The sequence below is a fragment of the Streptomyces sp. NPDC093111 genome (genome assembly GCF_040683955.1).
In the GTDB taxonomy this organism is placed as follows: domain Bacteria; phylum Actinomycetota; class Actinomycetes; order Streptomycetales; family Streptomycetaceae; genus Streptomyces.
The window spans coordinates 157389-174461 of record NZ_JBFBNW010000007.1; the positions used below are offsets into that span (position 1 = coordinate 157389).

Annotated in this window: 16 protein-coding genes and 1 tRNA gene; 7 read left to right on the plus strand and 10 right to left on the minus strand. The window is 72.2% G+C overall.

Annotated elements, in window-relative coordinates:
- Positions 1–39: 39 nt before the first annotated feature.
- Positions 40–654, plus strand: a complete 615-nt coding sequence (locus AB0Q96_RS13995; protein ID WP_365325419.1) for a MerR family transcriptional regulator — start codon at positions 40–42, stop codon at positions 652–654.
- 170 nt (positions 655–824) lie between these two features.
- Here AB0Q96_RS13995 and AB0Q96_RS14000 read toward each other — a convergent pair whose 3' ends face one another.
- Positions 825–1628, minus strand: a complete 804-nt coding sequence (locus AB0Q96_RS14000) for an exodeoxyribonuclease III (RefSeq protein ID WP_329421277.1) — start codon at positions 1626–1628, stop codon at positions 825–827.
- 50 nt (positions 1629–1678) lie between these two features.
- Here AB0Q96_RS14000 and AB0Q96_RS14005 point away from each other — a divergent pair, with 50 nt between their 5' ends.
- Both AB0Q96_RS14005 and AB0Q96_RS14010 read left to right on the plus strand, forming a co-directional pair.
- Positions 1679–2170 carry a GNAT family N-acetyltransferase gene (locus AB0Q96_RS14005; RefSeq protein ID WP_365325019.1) on the plus strand — a complete coding sequence of 164 codons (492 nt, stop codon included), beginning with the start codon at positions 1679–1681 and terminating at the stop codon, positions 2168–2170.
- A gap of 242 nt (positions 2171–2412) precedes the next feature.
- Positions 2413–3153, plus strand: coding sequence for a class I SAM-dependent methyltransferase (locus tag AB0Q96_RS14010; RefSeq protein WP_365325021.1), 741 nt, complete (start codon positions 2413–2415; stop codon positions 3151–3153).
- Positions 3154–3199: 46 nt separating this feature from the next.
- Here AB0Q96_RS14010 and AB0Q96_RS14015 read toward each other — a convergent pair whose 3' ends face one another.
- The 8 genes from AB0Q96_RS14015 to galU all read right to left on the minus strand — a co-directional run bounded on the left by AB0Q96_RS14015 (position 3200) and on the right by galU (position 9832).
- On the minus strand, positions 3200–4330 hold the full coding sequence (locus AB0Q96_RS14015) for a hypothetical protein (RefSeq protein ID WP_365325023.1): 1131 nt from the start codon (positions 4328–4330) through the stop codon (positions 3200–3202).
- A gap of 101 nt (positions 4331–4431) precedes the next feature.
- A tRNA-Ala gene (locus AB0Q96_RS14020) sits at positions 4432–4505 on the minus strand.
- Positions 4506–4601: 96 nt separating this feature from the next.
- The gene (gene glpR / locus AB0Q96_RS14025; protein ID WP_365325025.1) at positions 4602–5675 is read right to left on the minus strand and encodes a gephyrin-like molybdotransferase receptor GlpR; all 1074 of its coding nucleotides are present in this window, start codon (positions 5673–5675) and stop codon (positions 4602–4604) included.
- A 156-nt stretch (positions 5676–5831) separates the two neighbouring features.
- Positions 5832–6449, minus strand: coding sequence for a GNAT family protein (locus AB0Q96_RS14030; RefSeq protein ID WP_361171705.1), 618 nt, complete (start codon positions 6447–6449; stop codon positions 5832–5834).
- The gene (locus AB0Q96_RS14035; protein ID WP_365325421.1) at positions 6446–7027 is read right to left on the minus strand and encodes a MogA/MoaB family molybdenum cofactor biosynthesis protein; all 582 of its coding nucleotides are present in this window, start codon (positions 7025–7027) and stop codon (positions 6446–6448) included. Before AB0Q96_RS14035 ends, AB0Q96_RS14030 begins: the two co-directional genes overlap by 4 nt.
- A 14-nt stretch (positions 7028–7041) precedes the next feature.
- Entirely contained in the window at positions 7042–7527 is a 486-nt protein-coding gene (gene moaC, locus AB0Q96_RS14040; RefSeq protein WP_365325027.1) for a cyclic pyranopterin monophosphate synthase MoaC, read from the minus strand.
- A gap of 57 nt (positions 7528–7584) precedes the next feature.
- Complete coding sequence (gene glp, locus AB0Q96_RS14045; protein ID WP_365325423.1) at positions 7585–8862, minus strand: gephyrin-like molybdotransferase Glp; 1278 nt, start codon at positions 8860–8862, stop codon at positions 7585–7587.
- A gap of 70 nt (positions 8863–8932) precedes the next feature.
- Positions 8933–9832 (minus strand): UTP--glucose-1-phosphate uridylyltransferase GalU, encoded by a 900-nt coding sequence (gene galU / locus AB0Q96_RS14050; RefSeq protein WP_365325029.1) that lies wholly within the window; start codon positions 9830–9832, stop codon positions 8933–8935.
- Between the two features lie 102 nt (positions 9833–9934).
- Here galU and AB0Q96_RS14055 point away from each other — a divergent pair, with 102 nt between their 5' ends.
- Entirely contained in the window at positions 9935–10540 is a 606-nt protein-coding gene (locus AB0Q96_RS14055; protein WP_365325031.1) for a 5-formyltetrahydrofolate cyclo-ligase, read from the plus strand.
- 65 nt (positions 10541–10605) lie between these two features.
- Here the strand turns inward: AB0Q96_RS14055 and AB0Q96_RS14060 are convergent, their stop codons facing one another.
- On the minus strand, positions 10606–13323 hold the full coding sequence (locus tag AB0Q96_RS14060; protein WP_365325033.1) for a penicillin acylase family protein: 2718 nt from the start codon (positions 13321–13323) through the stop codon (positions 10606–10608).
- Between the two features lie 223 nt (positions 13324–13546).
- Between AB0Q96_RS14060 and AB0Q96_RS14065 the strand changes: the two genes are divergently transcribed.
- The 3 genes from AB0Q96_RS14065 (at position 13547) to AB0Q96_RS14075 (ending at position 17031) form a co-directional block, all read left to right on the plus strand.
- Positions 13547–15106, plus strand: a complete 1560-nt coding sequence (locus AB0Q96_RS14065) for a potassium/proton antiporter (protein WP_365325425.1) — start codon at positions 13547–13549, stop codon at positions 15104–15106.
- 249 nt (positions 15107–15355) lie between these two features.
- Positions 15356–16636, plus strand: a complete 1281-nt coding sequence (locus AB0Q96_RS14070; protein ID WP_365325035.1) for an MFS transporter — start codon at positions 15356–15358, stop codon at positions 16634–16636.
- Between the two features lie 68 nt (positions 16637–16704).
- Positions 16705–17031, plus strand: a complete 327-nt coding sequence (locus AB0Q96_RS14075; RefSeq protein WP_365325037.1) for an FmdB family zinc ribbon protein — start codon at positions 16705–16707, stop codon at positions 17029–17031.
- Positions 17032–17073 lie beyond the last annotated feature (42 nt).

Sequence of the window (17073 nt, forward strand, 5' to 3'; positions counted from 1 at the left end):
GCGGGCGCGGCCACGGGACCCGCCCCCCGCGAGTACCGCATGACCGAGCTCGCCGAAGCGGCCGGCATCACCGTGCGCACCCTCCGTTTCTACCGCGAGCGCGGGCTGATCCCGCCGCCCCGCCGCGAGGGCCGCATCGCCTGGTACGACGCGCACCACCTGGCCCGGCTGCGGACGATCGCCGCGCTGCTCGACCGGGGCCACACCCTCAACGGGATCGCCGACCTCACGGCCGCGTTCGAGTCCGGGCGGGACGTCGGGGAGGTCCTCGAACTCGGCACCCCCACGGAGGAGGAGCCGGTCCGGCTCACCCCGGAGGAGCTGGCCGACCACTTCGCCGGGCAGGTCACCCCGGAGAACCTGGCGGCGGCGCTGGACCTCGGCTACCTGGCGACGGACGGCGAGGACATCGTCCACGTCAGCCGCCGCCTCCTCGACGTCTCCGCCGCGCTGGTCCGCGAGGGCGTCCCGCTGGCCGCCGTACTGGAGGCCGGCGGGCGGGTCCGCGCGCACGCGGAGGCACTCGCGGAGCTCTTCACGGAGCTGCTCGGGAAGTACGCGGCGGACGGCGACCTCCAGCGGCTGCGCCCGCTGGCCAAGAGCGTGGTGGAGGCCGAACTCTCCCTCGCCCTGGACCGCCACCTCCAGCCCTGAGTCCGGCGGGGGCTCGCGGGCGCCTGCCGGGGTCGCCGGCAGGACCACCCGCAGGACCGCCCACGGGGCCGACCGGCCGGATCACCCGCGTAGCCACCCACGGGACCGCCCGGCCAGCCCGCCCGCCGAACCGCCCGCGAGGCCGCCCCGCCGGACCGCCCGCGAGGCGCCTACATCTCGTAGACGGCGGTGACGGGCGCGTGGTCGCTCCAGCGCTCCTCGTGGGTCGCGGCGCGCTCGACGTACGCCTTGACGGCCCGCCCGGCGAGTCCGGGCGTGGCGACCTGGTAGTCGATCCGCCAGCCGCTGTCGTTGTCGAAGGCCCGCCCGCGGTAGGACCACCAGGAGTAGGGCCCGTCCTGGTCGGGGTGGAGCGCGCGGACGACGTCGACGTAGCCGCCGTCGCCCTCCTCGAAGACCCGCCCGAGCCACTCGCGCTCCTCGGGGAGGAAGCCGGCGCTCTTCCGGTTGGCCTTCCAGTTCTTGAGGTCGGCCTCGCGGTGGGCGATGTTCCAGTCGCCGCAGACGACGACCTCGCGGCCGTCGGCGGCGGCGCGCTCCCGGAGCTCCTTGAGGTAGGGCAGGAACGCGTCCATGAACCGGATCTTCTCGTCCTGCCGCTCGGTGCCGACCTCGCCGGAGGGCAGGTAGAGGCTGGCGACGACGACTCCGGGGAGGTCCGCCTCGATGTAGCGCCCGCTGCCGTCGAACTCGCTCGACCCGAAGCCGACGCGCACGGCGTCGGGCTCACGCCGGGTGTAGAGCGAGACGCCGGCGCGCCCCTTGGCGGCGGCGGGGGCGTGGGCGGTGAACCAGCCCTCGGGGGCGCGGACCTCGGCGGGCAGCTGGGCCTCCTCGGCGCGCACCTCCTGGAGGCAGACGGCGTCGGCGGAGGTCTGGGCCAGCCACTCGACGAAGCCCTTCTTGGCGGCGGCCCTGAGGCCATTGACATTCGCAGTCGTCACAGTGAGCATCCCGGGAGAATACCGACACCCGCATGCCGCATACATGTACGATACCGCGCATGGATATACGCCCCACGCCGTACGACCACCCCGACGCCGTCAAGCTGAACGACGCCGTGCAGCTGGAGTACGCCGAGCGATACAAGGACGAGGAAGGCGACGGCGAGGGCGACCTCACACCGCTCGACGCCACGATGTTCGCCCCGCCGCAGGGCCTCTACCTGATCGCGTACGCCCCCGAGGGCCACCCGGTGGCGACCGGCGGCTGGCGCTCCCAGGAGGCCGACGACGAGGGGTACGCGGACGGCGACGCCGAACTGAAGCGGATGTACGTGATCCCCGAGGCCCGGGGCCTCGGCCTGGCCCGCCGCATCCTCGGCACGCTGGAGGCGGACGCCCGCGCGGCCGGCCGCACCCGCATGGTCCTGGAGACGGGCACGGCCCAGCCGGAGGCCATCGCCCTGTACACGTCGAGCGGCTACGAGCCCTGCGCGAAGTTCGGCTACTACCGCGACTACCCGAACAGCCGCTGCTACGCGAAGCCCCTCTAGCCCGGACCGGGGCGGCCCACCCCGCCCCCTCCCCATACCCGTCCGACCCGCCAACCCTTCCACCCTCACCACCTTGGACGATCCCACCAGTCGCCCACCCGGCCGCCGAGATCCGCACGTCTCAACTCCCCCTGGATCTTCGGATCTTCCGTCTGTTCAGCCTCCGGCCACCCGGCGGAAGACTCTCCGCCAGAGGCCGCGGCCCACCCGGACCGACGCCCACGACTGAGGGGAACAGCACGATGAGCGGTCAGCTGTACGACGAGATCGGCGAGGCGTTCGAGGGCTTCAAGACCCTTCCGCTGGCCCGCTACGGGGAGGTGCCCGGCTTCCTCGCCCTGGTGGGCGACGTGCGGGGCAAGTCGATCCTCGACCTGGCCTCCGGCACCGGCTTCTACAGCCGCGAGTTCAAGCGCCGCGGCGCCTCCCACGTCCTCGGCGTCGACATCTCCGGCGAGATGATCGCCGCCGCGCGGTCCCTGGAGGACGCCGACCCGCTCGGCATCGCCTACGAGGTCGGCGACATCGCCGAACTGCGCACCTTCGACGAGCCCTTCGACATCGCGGTGGCGGTCCAGGCGTTCAACTACGCCGACGACGTCGCCACGATCGAGCGGATGACCCGCGCGATCCACCGCAGCCTGGCGCCGGGCGCCGAGTTCTTCGTCTTCACCCAGAACCCCGAGTTCCGCCTCGGCGGCGAGACCCTGGCCAAGTACGGCTTCCGCTGCGAGCCGATGGGCGACGAGAACGAGGTCGGCCCCCACATCCGCCTCACCGCCCTCCTCGACCCGCCGATCTCCTTCACCGCCCACCCGCCCCGCCGCGAGGTCTTCGAGGACACCCTCCGGGCCGCCGGCTTCACCGACCTGACCTGGGTCCCCCTGGAGATCTCCCCCGCCGGCATCAAGGAGTACGGCGAGGACTTCTGGCAGGTCTTCAACGACAACCCCGCCCTGACCATGCTCCGCTGCCGAGCCTGACCACCCGGCCGGGCCGGACCCCCGGGTCCGGCCCGGCCCGGCCGCGTCACCGCCGGTACGCCAGCACGTCGAGCCAGACGTCCAGCTGGGGCGCCTCGTCGACGTACGTCCCCGTACTGCCCCGCGCCTCGCGCACACCCTCGTACTGCCGCACGAGGCGCTCGGCCGTCCGCTGGGTGTGCGCGGGCAGCCGGTCGCGGATGACGCCGTCCCAGTCGAAGACCGAACTCTCCTCGTGCAACCGGTCCAGGGGCAGCACCTCACGGCAGGCGGCCCAGCAGATCAGCTCCGGCGCGTACCGGATGAGATGCCCGGCCCCGCCCTTCAGCCTCCCCGGCATCGCCCTGAGCGCGCCCAGCGCCCTCCCCCACGCCTCCACGGCCCGCACGACGCCCAGCGGACTCAAGTGGTCATGGAACACGCTCAGATAGAGCGGGGTCCCGATGCCCGCCCAGAACGCCTCCAGGCCCTCGTCCGTGGCCACCAGGTTCACCGCCTCCGGAGACGGCGACAGGCAGGCCAGCGCGCGGGTGACCTCCGGCATCGTGAACAACCGGCGGCGCGGCCCGGGGACGACACCGCGCCGGGGCTCGAAGGAGCCCGTCTCCTCCCAGTCCGCCCGCACGAGCCGGTCGATGTGGGGGCAGTGGATCAGCCCGTCCTGCGCCGTGGAGGCGTTGACGAGGTCACCGGCCGAACGGTGGAGGCGCCGGGCGACCTCCCTGGCGGGCCCGCACCGCACCTCCAGCCGCACCGTGGCCCGCCCGACGTGCGACACCCCCAGGGCCGCCGCCACACCCGCGATGATCATCAGCCGCTGGAACCCGTCGATGCACTCCACCCCCAGGACCCGCAGCTCCCCGCCGAACCCCCGGCAGTCCCCGCCGGACAGCTCGACGGCATCCGCCCCCAGCACGACGGTCCCCACCGCCCCGAACTCCTCCGGCGCCCGCCGCAGGATCTCCGCCAGGACCCGGTTGGTCCTGGTGTCGCCGAGGTACATGCGCCGGGCCCTCAGCAGCCGCGCGGCCCCGGCCCCCTCCACCAGCCCGACGAGCTCCGCCGCGGACACGTCCAGCACCCAGCCCTCGGGCGAGTCGATCCTGCGACGCGGCCTCAGCGCGAGAACCGGCCCGACGTGAAACGGCCACAGGGCGGACGAGAAATCTTCAGTCATGCCCGGGTAACTCGTCCGCCCCCGACTTGGTCGCGGTGATCACCCGCACAAAGCAGAGGATCCCGCCCGGTCTTTCGACCGGACGGGATCCTCTGTGTCTGTGGACCTGTGGGGATTTGAACCCCAGACCCCCTCGATGCGAACGAGGTGCGCTACCAGACTGCGCCACAGGCCCTTGCGACGTGTGAAACATTAGCACCCCGACCGGGGTAGTTGGAAATCCGCTCCCCCGCAGGTCAGCCGGGGGCCGTCGCGGGCCCCCGGGGGCGGGTCACTCGTTGGCCGCCCGGGGGCGGTCGTCGTCCGCGTACTGGTCGAAGAGCGGGGTGCGGCCGTGGTCGCGGCGGGCGCGGGGCTGGGCGGTGCGCTGGCGGGGGGCCGGGGCGGGCGCCGGGGTCGGGTCCGCCGCCGTGGAGGAGCGGGCCGCGCTCCAGGTCTCCGGGTCCGTGATGTCGACGCCGCCCGAGGCGCGCGGGGCGACCGGGGCGGTGACGTACGTCGGCAGCGGGACCGGGACGGGCTCCCAGCTGTCGCCGCGGGCCGGGCCGCGGTCGCGCTGCTGGTCCACCCACTCGGCGTGGTCCGTCTGCTCCACCAGGGCGCGCCGGCCGGCCTCCTGCGGGGAGACCGGGGCGGGCGCCGGGGTCTCGGCGGGCGTCGGTTCGGGCGTCGGGGCGGGGCGGCGGCTCTCGCGCAGGCGGGCGGCGGCGGCCTCGGCGTTGCGGCGGTCCATCACGTAGACGAAGCGCCGCCGCTCCTGGACCCGCAGGTACACGATGTACGCGCTCAGGAGCAGGGCGGGGACGGCGGGCGCCCAGAGGAAGGCGAGGCCGCCGACGGCCGCGACGACCGCGCCGAGGGTGAAGGCCAGGAAGAGGAGGACCGTGGTGCGCCGGCGGCGGGCCAGGGCCTTCCCTCTTCGGGCCCGCTCGGCCGCCGCGCTCGGCGCACGCCGGGCGGGCGCGGGGGCGGGTGCCGGGGACTGAGCCTGGGCGGGTGCCTGGGGCTGGGCCTGGGCGGGTGCCGGGTCCGGGATCTCCAGGCGGGCTTCCGTCCTGGCCGCGGGCGCGCTGAAGCCCCGGACGTCGACCGAGCTCAATTGCTCCGTCGCCGCGTCCGGGTCCACCTCGGGCGCCACTCCCTCAACCGCACGATCCCGGCCCTTGAGCTCCTTGGCGTACCGGCGCTCCATTCCCGCCCGTCCGGACAGCAGCCGGATGGCGGTGCTGAAGCGTTCCGTCGGACGGGCTTCGTTCAGCTCGTCCTGCCTGCGGAGCCACATCGGCACCAGGTAGGCGGCCCAGGCCCCGACGATGACTGCGTAGATGAGGCCGCTGCTGCTCACGCCTCACACCGTAGAGGGGTTCGCGTGGAGGCATCGGCCAATTGGGCCGGTGTGTCGCACGATCTGGCTGATATCACTGAATTTTTTTGTGATTGTTCAGACCGATTGAGCGCTTTGGGTGCCAACTGGGGATGAAATTCGAACACTTATGTCATTTCAGTGGTGCTGGCGACGCGCCTGGTGCCACCGGCGCAGCAGCCCCTCCGGCACCTCCTCCGCCGTCAGCGCGAAGACCAGATGGTCCCGCCACGCGCCGTCGATGTGGAGGTAACGGGGGCGCAGCCCCTCCTCCCGGAAGCCCAGCTTCTCCACGACCCGCCGCGACGGGCCGTTCTCGGGGCGGATGCACACCTCCATGCGGTGCAGCCCCACCGCGCCGAAGCAGTGGTCGACGGCGAGCGCGACCGCCGTCGGCATGACACCCCGTCCGGCCACCTCGCTGTCCACCCAGTAGCCGACGTGCCCCGAGCACATCGAGCCCCAGGTGATCCCGGCGACCGTCAACTGCCCCACCAGGCGGCCCTGGTACTCGATCACGAACGGCAGCATCCGCCCCGCGTTCGCCTCGGCCCGCAGATGACGCACCATCTGGCGGTACGTGGGGCGCTGCGCGACCGGCCCGCCGGGCCCGGGCGGCGGCACGGTCGCCTCCCAGGGGCGCAGCCAGTCGCGGTTGCGCCGGTTCACCTCGCGCCAGGCCCGCTGGTCGCGCATCTTTATCGGGCGGAGCAGCACGTCGCCGTCCACCAGGACCACGGGCCAGGTCGGAATCATGACTCCGGGCCCGCTTCCGGCGCGGGTCTCGGGTGGTCGCCGCCACGGATCTGGTCGACGGCGTGCAGGAGCAGCGGCTCCAGGACGGCCAGCCCGTCCCGTACCCCGCCGGTCGAACCCGGCAGGTTCACGATCAGCGTCCCGCCGGCCACCCCGGCGAGGCCGCGGGAGAGCGCCGCGGTGGGCACCTTCTCCCGGCCGTACGCGCGGATCGCCTCCGGGATGCCGGGGATCTCCCGCTCCAGGACGCGGCGGGTGACCTCGGGGGTCTCGTCGGTGGGCGAGATGCCCGTACCGCCCGTGGTGACGATCGCGTCGTACCCGGCGGCGACCCCGGCGCGCAGCGCCGCCTCGACGGGCGCGCCGTCCGGGACGACCCGCGGGCCGTCCACGGCGAAGCCCAGGCCGCGCAGCGCCTCGGCGATCAGCGGGCCGCCCTTGTCCTCGTAGACCCCGGCCGCCGCCCGGTTGGAGGCGGTGACGACGAGGGCGGAGTACGGGGCGGCGAGGGCACCGCCGAGGCCGGCGCCGGGCGCCGCCGGGGCGGGCGCCTGCTCGTGGTCGTGCGCCCCCGCCACCCGGCCGGCGCGCGTCACGCCTCGCTCCGCGTCCAGTGGCCCGACTTGCCGCCCGTCTTCTCCTCGACCCGTACGTCGGAGATGACCGCGCCCTTGTCGACCGCCTTCACCATGTCGACGACGGTCAGCGCCGCCACCGACACCGCCGTCAGGGCCTCCATCTCGACGCCCGTGCGGTCCGTCGTCCGCACGGTCGCCAGGATCTCGACCGCGTCGTCCGCGACCGACAGGTCCAGGGTGACGCCCGAGACGGCCAGCGGGTGGCAGAGCGGGATCAGGTCGGGGGTCTTCTTCGCGCCCATGATCCCGGCGATCCGGGCGGTGGCGAGCGCGTCGCCCTTCGGCACGCCCTCGCCGCGCAGCAGCTCGATCACGCGCGGCGAGACGAGGACGCGGCCGCTGGCGCGGGCGGTGCGGGCCGTGACGTCCTTCGCGGAGACGTCGACCATGCGGGCCGCCCCCGCCTCGTCGATGTGGGTGAGTCCTTGCTGCGTGCTCATGGCGGTGACACTCCCGGTCGCTGTGTGGGACGACACGGTACCCCCACCTGGGCCTCCTCAGCCGAGGAGGACCACGTCCAGCTCGGTGCCGGGCTCGACGGCCGTCACCTCCTCCGGTACGACGAGCAGCGCGTCCGCCTGCGCGAGCGCGCCGATGAGGTGCGAGCCGGATCCGCCCACCGGAGTGACGGTGCCCGACCCGGCGTCGTACGCCGCCCGCAGGAACTGGCGCCGCCCGTCCGGGGAGGACAGCGCCCGGTCCGCCTTGAGCGCCGCCCGGACCGTCGGCCGCGCGGTGTCGGGACGGTCGGAGAGGCCCATGAGGGCGCGGATCGCGGGCCGGACGAACAGCTCGAACGACACGTACGAGGAGACCGGGTTGCCCGGCAGGGCGAGCAGCGGGATGTGGTCCGGGCCGATCATGCCGAAGCCCTGCGGCTTGCCCGGCTGCATGGCCAGCTTGCGGAAGTCGACCTCGCCGTCCGCCGTCAGCGCCTCCTTGACCACGTCGTACGCCCCGACGCTCACCCCACCGGTGGTGACGATCAGGTCGGCCCGGATCAGCTGGTCCTCGATCGCGCTCCGCAGCGACTCGGCGTCGTCCGCGACGGCCGGGACGCGGAAGGCGAGCGCTCCGGCTTCGCGGGCGGCGGCGGCGAGCGCGAAGCTGTTGGAGTCGTAGATCTGGCCCTCGGCCAAGGGCTCGCCGGGCTGCGCCAGTTCGCTGCCGGTGGAGAGCACGACCACGCGCGGGCGGGGCCGCACCCGGACGGTGCCGCGGCCGATCGCCGCGAGCAGGCCGATCTGCGGCGCCCCGAGGACCGTGCCCGCCGCGAGCGCCAGCTCACCCGCCCGGACGTCGCTGCCGCGCGCCCGGACGTGGGCGCGGGCCTCGGCCGCGCGGTGCACGCGGACCTCGCCGGCCGCGTCCTCCGGGGCGGCGCTCGCGGGGCGCATCGCGCCGGCCGCTCCCCCGCCCGTACCGCCGTCGGTCCATTCGACCGGGACGACGGCCTCGGCGCCCGGCGGCAGCGGGGCGCCGGTCATGATCCGGGCGGCCTGGCCGGGGCCGACCTCGGGCAGGCCGTCCGCGCCCGCGGCGACATCGCCGATGACGGTCAGGACGGCCGGGAACTCCTCGCTCGCCCCGGCCACGTCGGCGACACGGACCGCGTACCCGTCCATGGAGCTGTTGTCGAAGGGCGGCAGCGAGACCGGCACCGTGACGTCCTCGACCAGGACGCAGCCCTGGGCCTCGGGCAGTTGCAGCTCGATGGGTTCGAGCGGGGCGACGGCCGCCAGGATGTCGCCGAGGTGCTCGTCGACGGACCACAGGCCGCGGGCGGGGCCGGCGCAGGGGTCGGACGGGCCGTGGTCCGACGGTGCCGTGCTGCTGCTCAAGGTGCTACATCTCCTCGTTGACGTACCTGCGGAGCCAGTTCCGGAAGTCCGGTCCCAGATCTTCACGTTCGCACGCCAGTCTGACAATGGCACGCAGATAGTCGCCGCGGTCCCCGGTGTCGTAGCGGCGGCCCTTGAAGACCACGCCGTGCACCGGGCCGCCGGCCCGCTCGTCCGAGACCAGCTTCTGCAGCGCGTCGGTGAGCTGGATCTCCCCGCCGCGGCCCGGCTCGGTCTCGCGCAGTATGCCGAAGACGGCCGGGTCCAGGACGTAGCGCCCGATGACCGCGTAGTTGCTGGGCGCCTCCCCCGGGTCCGGCTTCTCCACCAGGCCGGTCACCTTCACCACGTCCGCGTCGCCGGTCGGGCCGACCGCCGCGCAGCCGTAGAGGTGGATCTGGGAGGGCTCGACCTCCATCAGCGCGACGACGCTGCCGCCGAAGCGCTCCCGCACCTCGACCATGCGCGCGAGGAGCGGGTCGCGCGGGTCGATCAGGTCGTCGCCCAGGAGCACGGCGAACGGCTCGTCGCCCACGTGCGGGGCCGCGCACAGCACGGCGTGACCGAGGCCGCGCGGATCGCCCTGGCGCACGTAGTGCATGGTCGCCAGGTCGTTGGACTCCTGGACCTTCGTGAGGCGTTCCTCGTCGCCCTTGCGACTCAGCGCCTCCTCCAGCTCGTAGTTCCGGTCGAAGTGGTCCTCCAGGGGCCGCTTGTTGCGGCCGGTGATCATCAGGACGTCCGAGAGCCCGGCCGCGACGGCCTCCTCGACGACGTACTGGATCGCCGGCTTGTCGACGACCGGGAGCATCTCCTTCGGCGTCGCCTTGGTCGCCGGGAGGAACCGGGTACCGAGGCCGGCGGCCGGGATGACAGCCTTGGTGAGGGGCGGCGTCTGCGTCATGCGCTGCACCCTAGCCGTTCGGTATGGGAGGAAGATGAGCATCCCGTGAGCTTTCTCGACCTCGTACCGCTACCACCCGATACAAGAGGAATTCGAGTCGCGTTGAGCCAGGATCCGCGTACGGAACTGTCCGAGAAGACCGTCTTGCGCCGCGAGCTCCTCGGCGCCCGCGCCGAGTTGACCCCCGACGCCACCGCACGGGCCGCCGAGCTCCTTGCGCGCTCCGCCCTGGAGCTCGCCGAGCTCTCCGGGGCCGGGACGGTCGCCGCCTACGTCTCCGTGGGGCGCGAACCGGGCACGCGCGCCCTCCTCGACGCGCTGCGCGAGCGGGGCGTACGGGTCCTGCTGCCGGTGCTCCTGCCCGACAACGACCTCGACTGGGCCGTCTACGAAGGGTCCGAGCGGCTCGCGAAGGCGGGCCGCGGGCTGCTCGAACCGGTCGGCGAACGCCTCGGGCCCGAGGCCGTGTGCGCCGCGGACACGGTCCTCCTGCCGGGCCTCGCGGTCGACGCGCGCGGCATGCGGCTGGGGCGGGGCGGCGGCTCGTACGACCGGGTCCTCGCCCGGCTCGTACGCGCCGGGGCGCAGCCGGCCCTCGTGGTGCTCCTCTACGCGAACGAGGTGGTCACGCGGGTCCCGGAGGAGCCGCACGACCACCCCGTGCACGCGGTGGTGACCCCGCAGGGGGTCCGGCGCTTCGCGCCCTGATCTTTACGGGAGGTCCTCCCGGGAAGCCTTCCTGGGAAGACTTCCCGTAAAGACTTCCGGAGGCCCTACGGCTGGAGCGTCAGGGTGTCCTTGGTGGCGGTGTCGACCGCCGCCTTCCCGTAGGACCAGTCCAGCAGCTCGCCCTTCACCCACTTGTCGGTCTGATCCGTGTAGTGGCTGTTGTACGCGTGGCCGGAGGCGCCGGAGAGGTTGATCCACCGGGACTTGTCCCAGTCGCCGACGTTGACGACCATCCGCATCGACGGCACCCAGATCACGTCGTAGCCGCCGGCCGCGTTCCAGCCGGTGGCGTTGACGGCCGCCTCGCCGCCGCCCAGGTTCCACGGGCCGCGGTTGAGCAGCGACTGGACGAAGCCGGGACCCGCGGTGCCGAGGGTCTGGTTCTTCAGGGTCAGCTGGTGCAGCCGGCCCCAGCTCCAGGTCGAGACGTCCTTGCCCAGCTTGGCGGTCAGCTCCCAGCGGGCGTCCTTCATGGCCTGCGCGAGCAGCTGGTCACGGGTCTCGGTGGGGGCGTCGAGCCGGCCGCCCGGCGTCTTCCACCAGTCGTTCTTGTCCTGCTTGAGCAGCGGGCGGACCACCTCGTACCAGCGGTCGCCGCCGTCCGGCTGCGCCGAGTCGGCATCGCGCTCGCCGCACTCGCGGACCAGCTTGTTCTGCTCGTCGACCGGTCCGGTGGCGTCCGCCCGGCGCACGTTGATGCACTCGCCCTCGACGCGCAGCTCCTTGGGCAGCTTCTCGCCGAAGGCCAGCTTGAGGACGTTGCGCCAGACCGCGTTGAAGTACGCGGCGGCGGCCGAGTCGGGCTCCTGGGTGTAGTCCCAGCCCTCCAGCAGCTTCTGTGCCTCGCGGACCTGCGGGTCCGAGATGTCGATCTTCAGCAGCAGCGGGTTGAGCAGGGTCGCGATCTCGCTGCGGTTGTCCATCTGCATGGTCTGCATGTCGTCCGGCGAGATCTTCCCGCCGTCCTTGATCTTCGACTCGATGAGGTCGTTGATCCGCTGGCTGCGCGAGCCGTAGCCCCAGTCCTTGGTGAGCAGGTAGGGGTACTTCTTCTCGTCGATGACGGCCTGGTTGGCGGTCACGATGTAGCCGCGCGCCGGGTCGTACTCGTAGGGCAGCTCGTCGAAGGGGATGTAGCCCTTCCAGTCGTACGAGGAGTCCCAGCCGGGCGCGGGCAGGGTGCCGTCGCCCTTGGTGCGGACCGGGATCTTGCCGGGCGACTGGTAGCCGATGTGGCCCTCGGTGTCGGCGTAGATCAGGTTCTGGGACGGGACCTCGAAGTCCTTGGCCGCGGCGCGGAAGCTCTTGAAGTCCTTGGCCCGGTTGAGCTCGAAGACGGCGTCCATCGACTTGCCGGGCTGGAGCGCGGTCCAGCGGAGCGCGACGCCGTAGCCGGTGCCACGGTCGGGGGCGGCGTTGCCGACGGGGGCGTTCTTGCCGACCTTCTCCAGCTCGGTGGAGCGGTCGGAGACCAGCGGGCCGTGTTCGGTGGAGCGGACCGTGATGGTGCGGTCGCCGCCGCCGGCGACCTTGATGGTCTCCTCGCGGGTCCGGAACGGCTTGACCTTGCCGTCGACGACGTAACCCTGATCGCCGACCTTCTCCAGGTAGAGGTCGGTGACGTCGGCGCCGAGGTTGGTGAAGCCCCAGGCGACGGAGTCGTTGTGGCCGATGATCACGCCGGGGGTGCCGGAGAAGGTGTAGCCGGCGACGTCGTAGCGGCAGGTCGCCGAGACGGAACGGCAGTGCAGGCCCATCTGGTACCAGAGGGACGGCAGCATCGGAGCGAGGTGCGGGTCGTTGGCGAGCAGCGGCTTGCCGGAGGTCGTGTACTTCCCGGAGACGACCCAGGAGTTCGAGCCGATGCCGTTGCCGTTGGGCCCGAGCAGCGCGGGGATCTCGTCGAGGGCGTCGGAGAGCGCGGAGAGCTGCGACCGGGTGCCGCTGAGCGCGTCCGCGCCGTTGCCGCCGCCGTCGGAGTCGTGGGACTCGGCCTGGGGGTCGAACTTCCCGGTGATCTTGTCGACGGCGCCCTGCGGGACGATCGGCTGGTGGAGCTCGTACGGGTAGCCCGGGTAGAGGTCCTTGATCTGCTGCGCCGTGAGCCTGCTGGCCATCAGCGAGCGGTCGATCTCGTCCTGCATGTTGCCGCGCAGGTCCCAGGCCATCGCCTTGAGCCAGGCCACCGAGTCGACCGGGGTCCACGGCTCGATCGCGTAGTCGTTGGTGAAGGCCAGGGCCGCGTACTCGACCGAGATGTCGGACGGGTCCCGGTCCTTGAGATAGGCGTTGACGCCCTCGGCATATGCCTGGAGATTCTTCTTGGTGTCCGCCGACAGGACCTTGTCGTACTCCTGCTGCGCGACCTGCCGCCAGCCGAGCGTGCGCAGGAAGGCGTCGGTGTCGACCTGGCTCTTGCCGAACATCTCGGAGAGGCGGCCGGCCGTCATGTGACGGCGGACGTCCATCTCGTAGAAGCGGTCCTGGGCCTGGACGAATCCCTGGGCGCGGAAGAGGTCCGCCTCGTTGTCGGCGTAGATCTGCGGGACCCCGTAGGCGTCGCGCTTCACCTCCACCGGTCCGGAGAGCTTGTCGATCCGGAGGGTGCCCGTGGTCTGCGGGAACGAGCCCCGGACGGTGCTGACGCCCCAGTACGCCCCGTACCCGATGCCCGCGACCAGAGCGAGGACCAGGACGAGAACGATCAGGCGGGCGCGCCGCCCTTTCTTCTTGGCGGGAGGCGCGGTCGTGTTGGAGGGCATCGCTGTCCTTCGAGGGGCAGGGTGGTCCTGGAGTACGGGAGCAACCTTAGGCGCAGCGTCCGGAGGGCCTGGACGCGGTGTCAGGAAGAGATCCGTACTTATACGCACGGATGTGCGATGGAACACCAAGGAGGCGTCAAGAAAACGTTAAAGATTAGGTAAGGTAACGAAGTACCGGCGCTGGAGGAACGATCCAGCTGCACGTGAGGGGAAGGATCGGCCACTGACTGTCCACCAGCTCAACGAACTCCTGCTCATCTGCTCGCTCGTACTGCTCATCGCTGTCGCGGCGGTGCGAATCTCCTCCCGGAGCGGGCTCCCCAGCCTGCTGCTGTATCTCGGGATCGGGGTCGCCATGGGGCAGGACGGCATCGGCAACGTCGCCTTCGACAACGCCGAACTGACCCAGGTGATCGGCTATGCCGCACTTGTCGTGATCCTGGCCGAGGGCGGCCTGGGCACCAAGTGGAAGGAGATCAAACCCGCGTTGCCCGCGGCGGTCGTGCTGTCGACCGTCGGCGTCGCGGTGAGCGTGGGCATCACGGCCTCGGCCGCGCACTACCTCGTCGGCCTCGAATGGCAGCAGGCCCTGATCATCGGCGCCGTCGTCTCCTCCACCGACGCCGCGGCCGTCTTCTCCGTCCTCCGCAAGGTGCCGCTGCCCTCCCGGGTCACCGGCGTCCTGGAGGCCGAGTCCGGATTCAACGACGCCCCCGTCGTCATCCTGGTCGTCGCCTTCTCCACCGCCGGCCCCGTCGACGCCTGGTACCTCCTCGTCGGCGAGATCGCCCTGGAACTCGCCATCGGCGTCGCCGTCGGCCTCGCCGTCGGCTTCCTCGGCGCCTATGGCCTGCGCCACATCGCGCTGCCCGCCTCCGGCCTCTACCCGATCGCCGTCATGGCCATCGCCGTCGTCGCCTACGCCGCCGGCGCCATGGCCCACGGCTCCGGCTTCCTCGCCGTCTACCTGGCTTCCATGGTGCTCGGCAACGCGAAGCTGCCGCACGCCCCCGCCAACCGCGGCTTCGCCGAGGGACTCGGCTGGATCGCCCAGATCGGCATGTTCGTCCTGCTCGGCCTGCTCGTCACCCCGCACGAGCTGGTCAACGACTTCTGGCCGGCCGTCGTCATCGGCCTCGTCCTCACCATGGTCGCCCGCCCCATGGAGGTCTTCGTCAGCCTCCTTCCGTTCCGCATCCCCTGGCAGGAGCAGGCCCTGATGTCCTGGGCCGGCCTGCGCGGAGCCGTGCCCATCATCCTCGCCACCATCCCGATGGTGTCCGGGATCGAGGGCAGCGAGCGGATCTTCAACATCGTCTTCGTGCTGGTCGTCGTCTACACCCTGGTCCAGGGCCCGACCCTGCCCTGGCTGGCCAAGGCCCTCAAACTGGCCGACTCGGCCGAGGCCGCCGACCTCGGCGTCGAGTCCGCCCCCCTGGAGCGGCTGCGCGGACACCTCCTCTCCGTGGCCATCCCGGAGGGCTCCAAGATGCACGGCGTCGAGGTCGCCGAGCTCCGGCTGCCCGCCGGTGCGGCCGTCACCCTGGTCGTCCGGGAGGACACCAGCTTCGTCCCCGGCCCCGCCACCGTGCTGCGCCGCGGCGACGAGCTCCTGGTGGTCGCCACCGACCCGGTCCGGGACGCCACCGAGCGCCGGCTGCGCGCGGTCGGCCAGGGCGGCAAGCTGGCCGGCTGGCTGGGCACGGGCGGCGCGACCGCCGTCACCGCCCCGTCCCGCCACCGAAGCCCCCTTCCGAACCCCTTCCGGCGAACATCCGGTTAATCCCAGGCATTAATTCAGGTGCAGGGGCGTTTTCCCAGGCGGGAAGGCGCCCTTCCCTGTACCATGAAGGCACACTTGATCGAACCAACTCTGCCTGACGCAGAGCTGGCGCGACCGTATGGCGGCCGCGGAGCCCCCCACCTGTGGGGCCCGGGTATCTACCGCAGTTCCGCGCATGAGGACAGCTCTCGGCGATACCCGCACCACCCGTGCACGGGCCCGCTACCAGGCGGCAGAAAGGCATGGACCGTGGAGTCCACGGTCGTCCCCGAGAAGCGGCCCGGATACGGCAGGCTGCTGCGCACCCCGGGAGCCCTGTCCTTCCTTCTGCCCGGCTTCGCCGCCCGGCAGCCCTTCGCGATGCTGACCATCGGCATCGTGCTGCTCGTCCAGCACACCACCGGCTCCTACGGCAGCGCCGGCATCGTCGCCGCCGCGACCGGCGTCTCGATGGCGCTGTTCGCCCCGCAGAGCGGCAAGCTGGCCGACCGCTTCGGCCAGCGGGCCGTCCTCGTCCCCGGTGTACTCATCCACACCGCCTCGGTCTCCCTCCTCGTCGCACTGGCCCTGTCCGGCGCCCCCCTGTGGGCCCTGTTCCTCGCGGCCGTCCCCGCCGGCGCCTCGGTGCCCCAGGTCGGCCCGATGGTCCGGGCCCGCTGGGCCGCCAAGCTGGACGGCACGCCCCTGATGTCGACCGCGGCGGCCTTCGAGTCGGTCACCGACGAGTTCACCTTCGTCGTCGGCCCGGTCCTCGCCACCGCCCTGTGCACCGGCATCCACCCCGCCGCCGGCCTGATCACCGAAGCCACGCTCACCCTGATCGGCGGCCTGTTCTTCGCCGCCCAGCGCAGCACCCAGCCCGCCTTCGGCCGCACCGCCGCGGCCGCCGACCAGAACGGCGAACCGCACCGCTCGGCCCTGTCCATCCCCGGCGTCCGGGTCCTCGCCATCGCCTTCCTGGGCATCGGCTCCGTCTTCGGCGGCATGCAGGTCTCGCTCACCGCCTTCAGCCAGGAGATCGGCAACCCGGGCGCCAACGGTCTGCTGTACGGCATCTTCGCCGCCGGCAACATGCTCGCCGGCATCGCCATGGGCGCCATCGCCTGGAAGATGGGCCCGCGCCGCCGCCTGATCTTCGGCTACATCGGTCTCACCATCGCCGCCTCCCTTCTGTGGACCACGCACTCCGTCCTGCTGCTCGGCGCCCTCGGCCTGGTCGTGGGTCTGTGCATCGCCCCGGCGCTGATCACCGGCTACACGATCGTCGAGACCCTGGTCCCGCGCAGCTCCCGCACCGAGGCATTCACCTGCCTCACAGCCGCCGTGGCCCTGGGCCAGGCCGCCGCCGTCATGGTCGCCGGCCGACTGGCCGACGCCCACGGCGCGAGCACCGGTTTCCTGGTCCCGATGGCGGGCACCGTGCTCGCCCTCGTCACCCTGCTCGCCCTGCGCTCGCGGCTCCTGCCGCCCACGACGGGCCGCGTCGCCGCGCGTGGCATCGGTCACCGAGTTCCCGTGGCGGTGGACTGAACCGGCGGAATACGTCACTATGGATCGTCGTTAGCACTCGATGAGTGTGAGTGCCAGGAGGAAGACAAGTGCCGACCTACCAGTACCAGTGCACCGAGTGCGGCGAGGGCCTCGAGGCGGTGCAGAAGTTCACGGATGACGCTCTGACCGAGTGCCCGAACTGCAAGGGACGCCTGAAGAAGGTGTTCTCGGCCGTCGGCATCGTGTTCAAGGGCTCCGGCTTCTACCGGAACGACAGCCGCGGTGCGTCGTCCAGCAGCTCGCCGGCCGCGTCGAAGTCCTCTTCGTCGTCGTCCTCCACTCCGTCGTCGTCTTCGTCGACCCCCGCGTCCTCGTCTTCGTCCTCCTCGGACTCGAAGCCGGCGGCCTCGTCGAGCTCCACCTCGGCGGCCTGATCCACCTTTCCCGCGCCTGCCCTGCCGACTTCCGTCGGCGGG

What these genes read in the sequence shown, in the direction of transcription:
- AB0Q96_RS13995 (WP_365325419.1), top strand. Translation starts at nt 40, where the DNA reads ATGACCGAGCTCGCCGAAGCGGCCGGCATCACCGTGCGCACCCTCCGT.
- AB0Q96_RS14000 (WP_329421277.1), bottom strand. Translation starts at nt 1,628, where the DNA reads ATGCTCACTGTGACGACTGCGAATGTCAATGGCCTCAGGGCCGCCGCC.
- AB0Q96_RS14005 (WP_365325019.1), top strand. Translation starts at nt 1,679, where the DNA reads ATGGATATACGCCCCACGCCGTACGACCACCCCGACGCCGTCAAGCTG.
- AB0Q96_RS14010 (WP_365325021.1), top strand. Translation starts at nt 2,413, where the DNA reads ATGAGCGGTCAGCTGTACGACGAGATCGGCGAGGCGTTCGAGGGCTTC.
- AB0Q96_RS14015 (WP_365325023.1), bottom strand. Translation starts at nt 4,330, where the DNA reads ATGACTGAAGATTTCTCGTCCGCCCTGTGGCCGTTTCACGTCGGGCCG.
- AB0Q96_RS14030 (WP_361171705.1), bottom strand. Translation starts at nt 6,449, where the DNA reads ATGATTCCGACCTGGCCCGTGGTCCTGGTGGACGGCGACGTGCTGCTC.
- moaC (WP_365325027.1), bottom strand. Translation starts at nt 7,527, where the DNA reads ATGAGCACGCAGCAAGGACTCACCCACATCGACGAGGCGGGGGCGGCC.
- galU (WP_365325029.1), bottom strand. Translation starts at nt 9,832, where the DNA reads ATGACGCAGACGCCGCCCCTCACCAAGGCTGTCATCCCGGCCGCCGGC.
- AB0Q96_RS14060 (WP_365325033.1), bottom strand. Translation starts at nt 13,323, where the DNA reads ATGCCCTCCAACACGACCGCGCCTCCCGCCAAGAAGAAAGGGCGGCGC.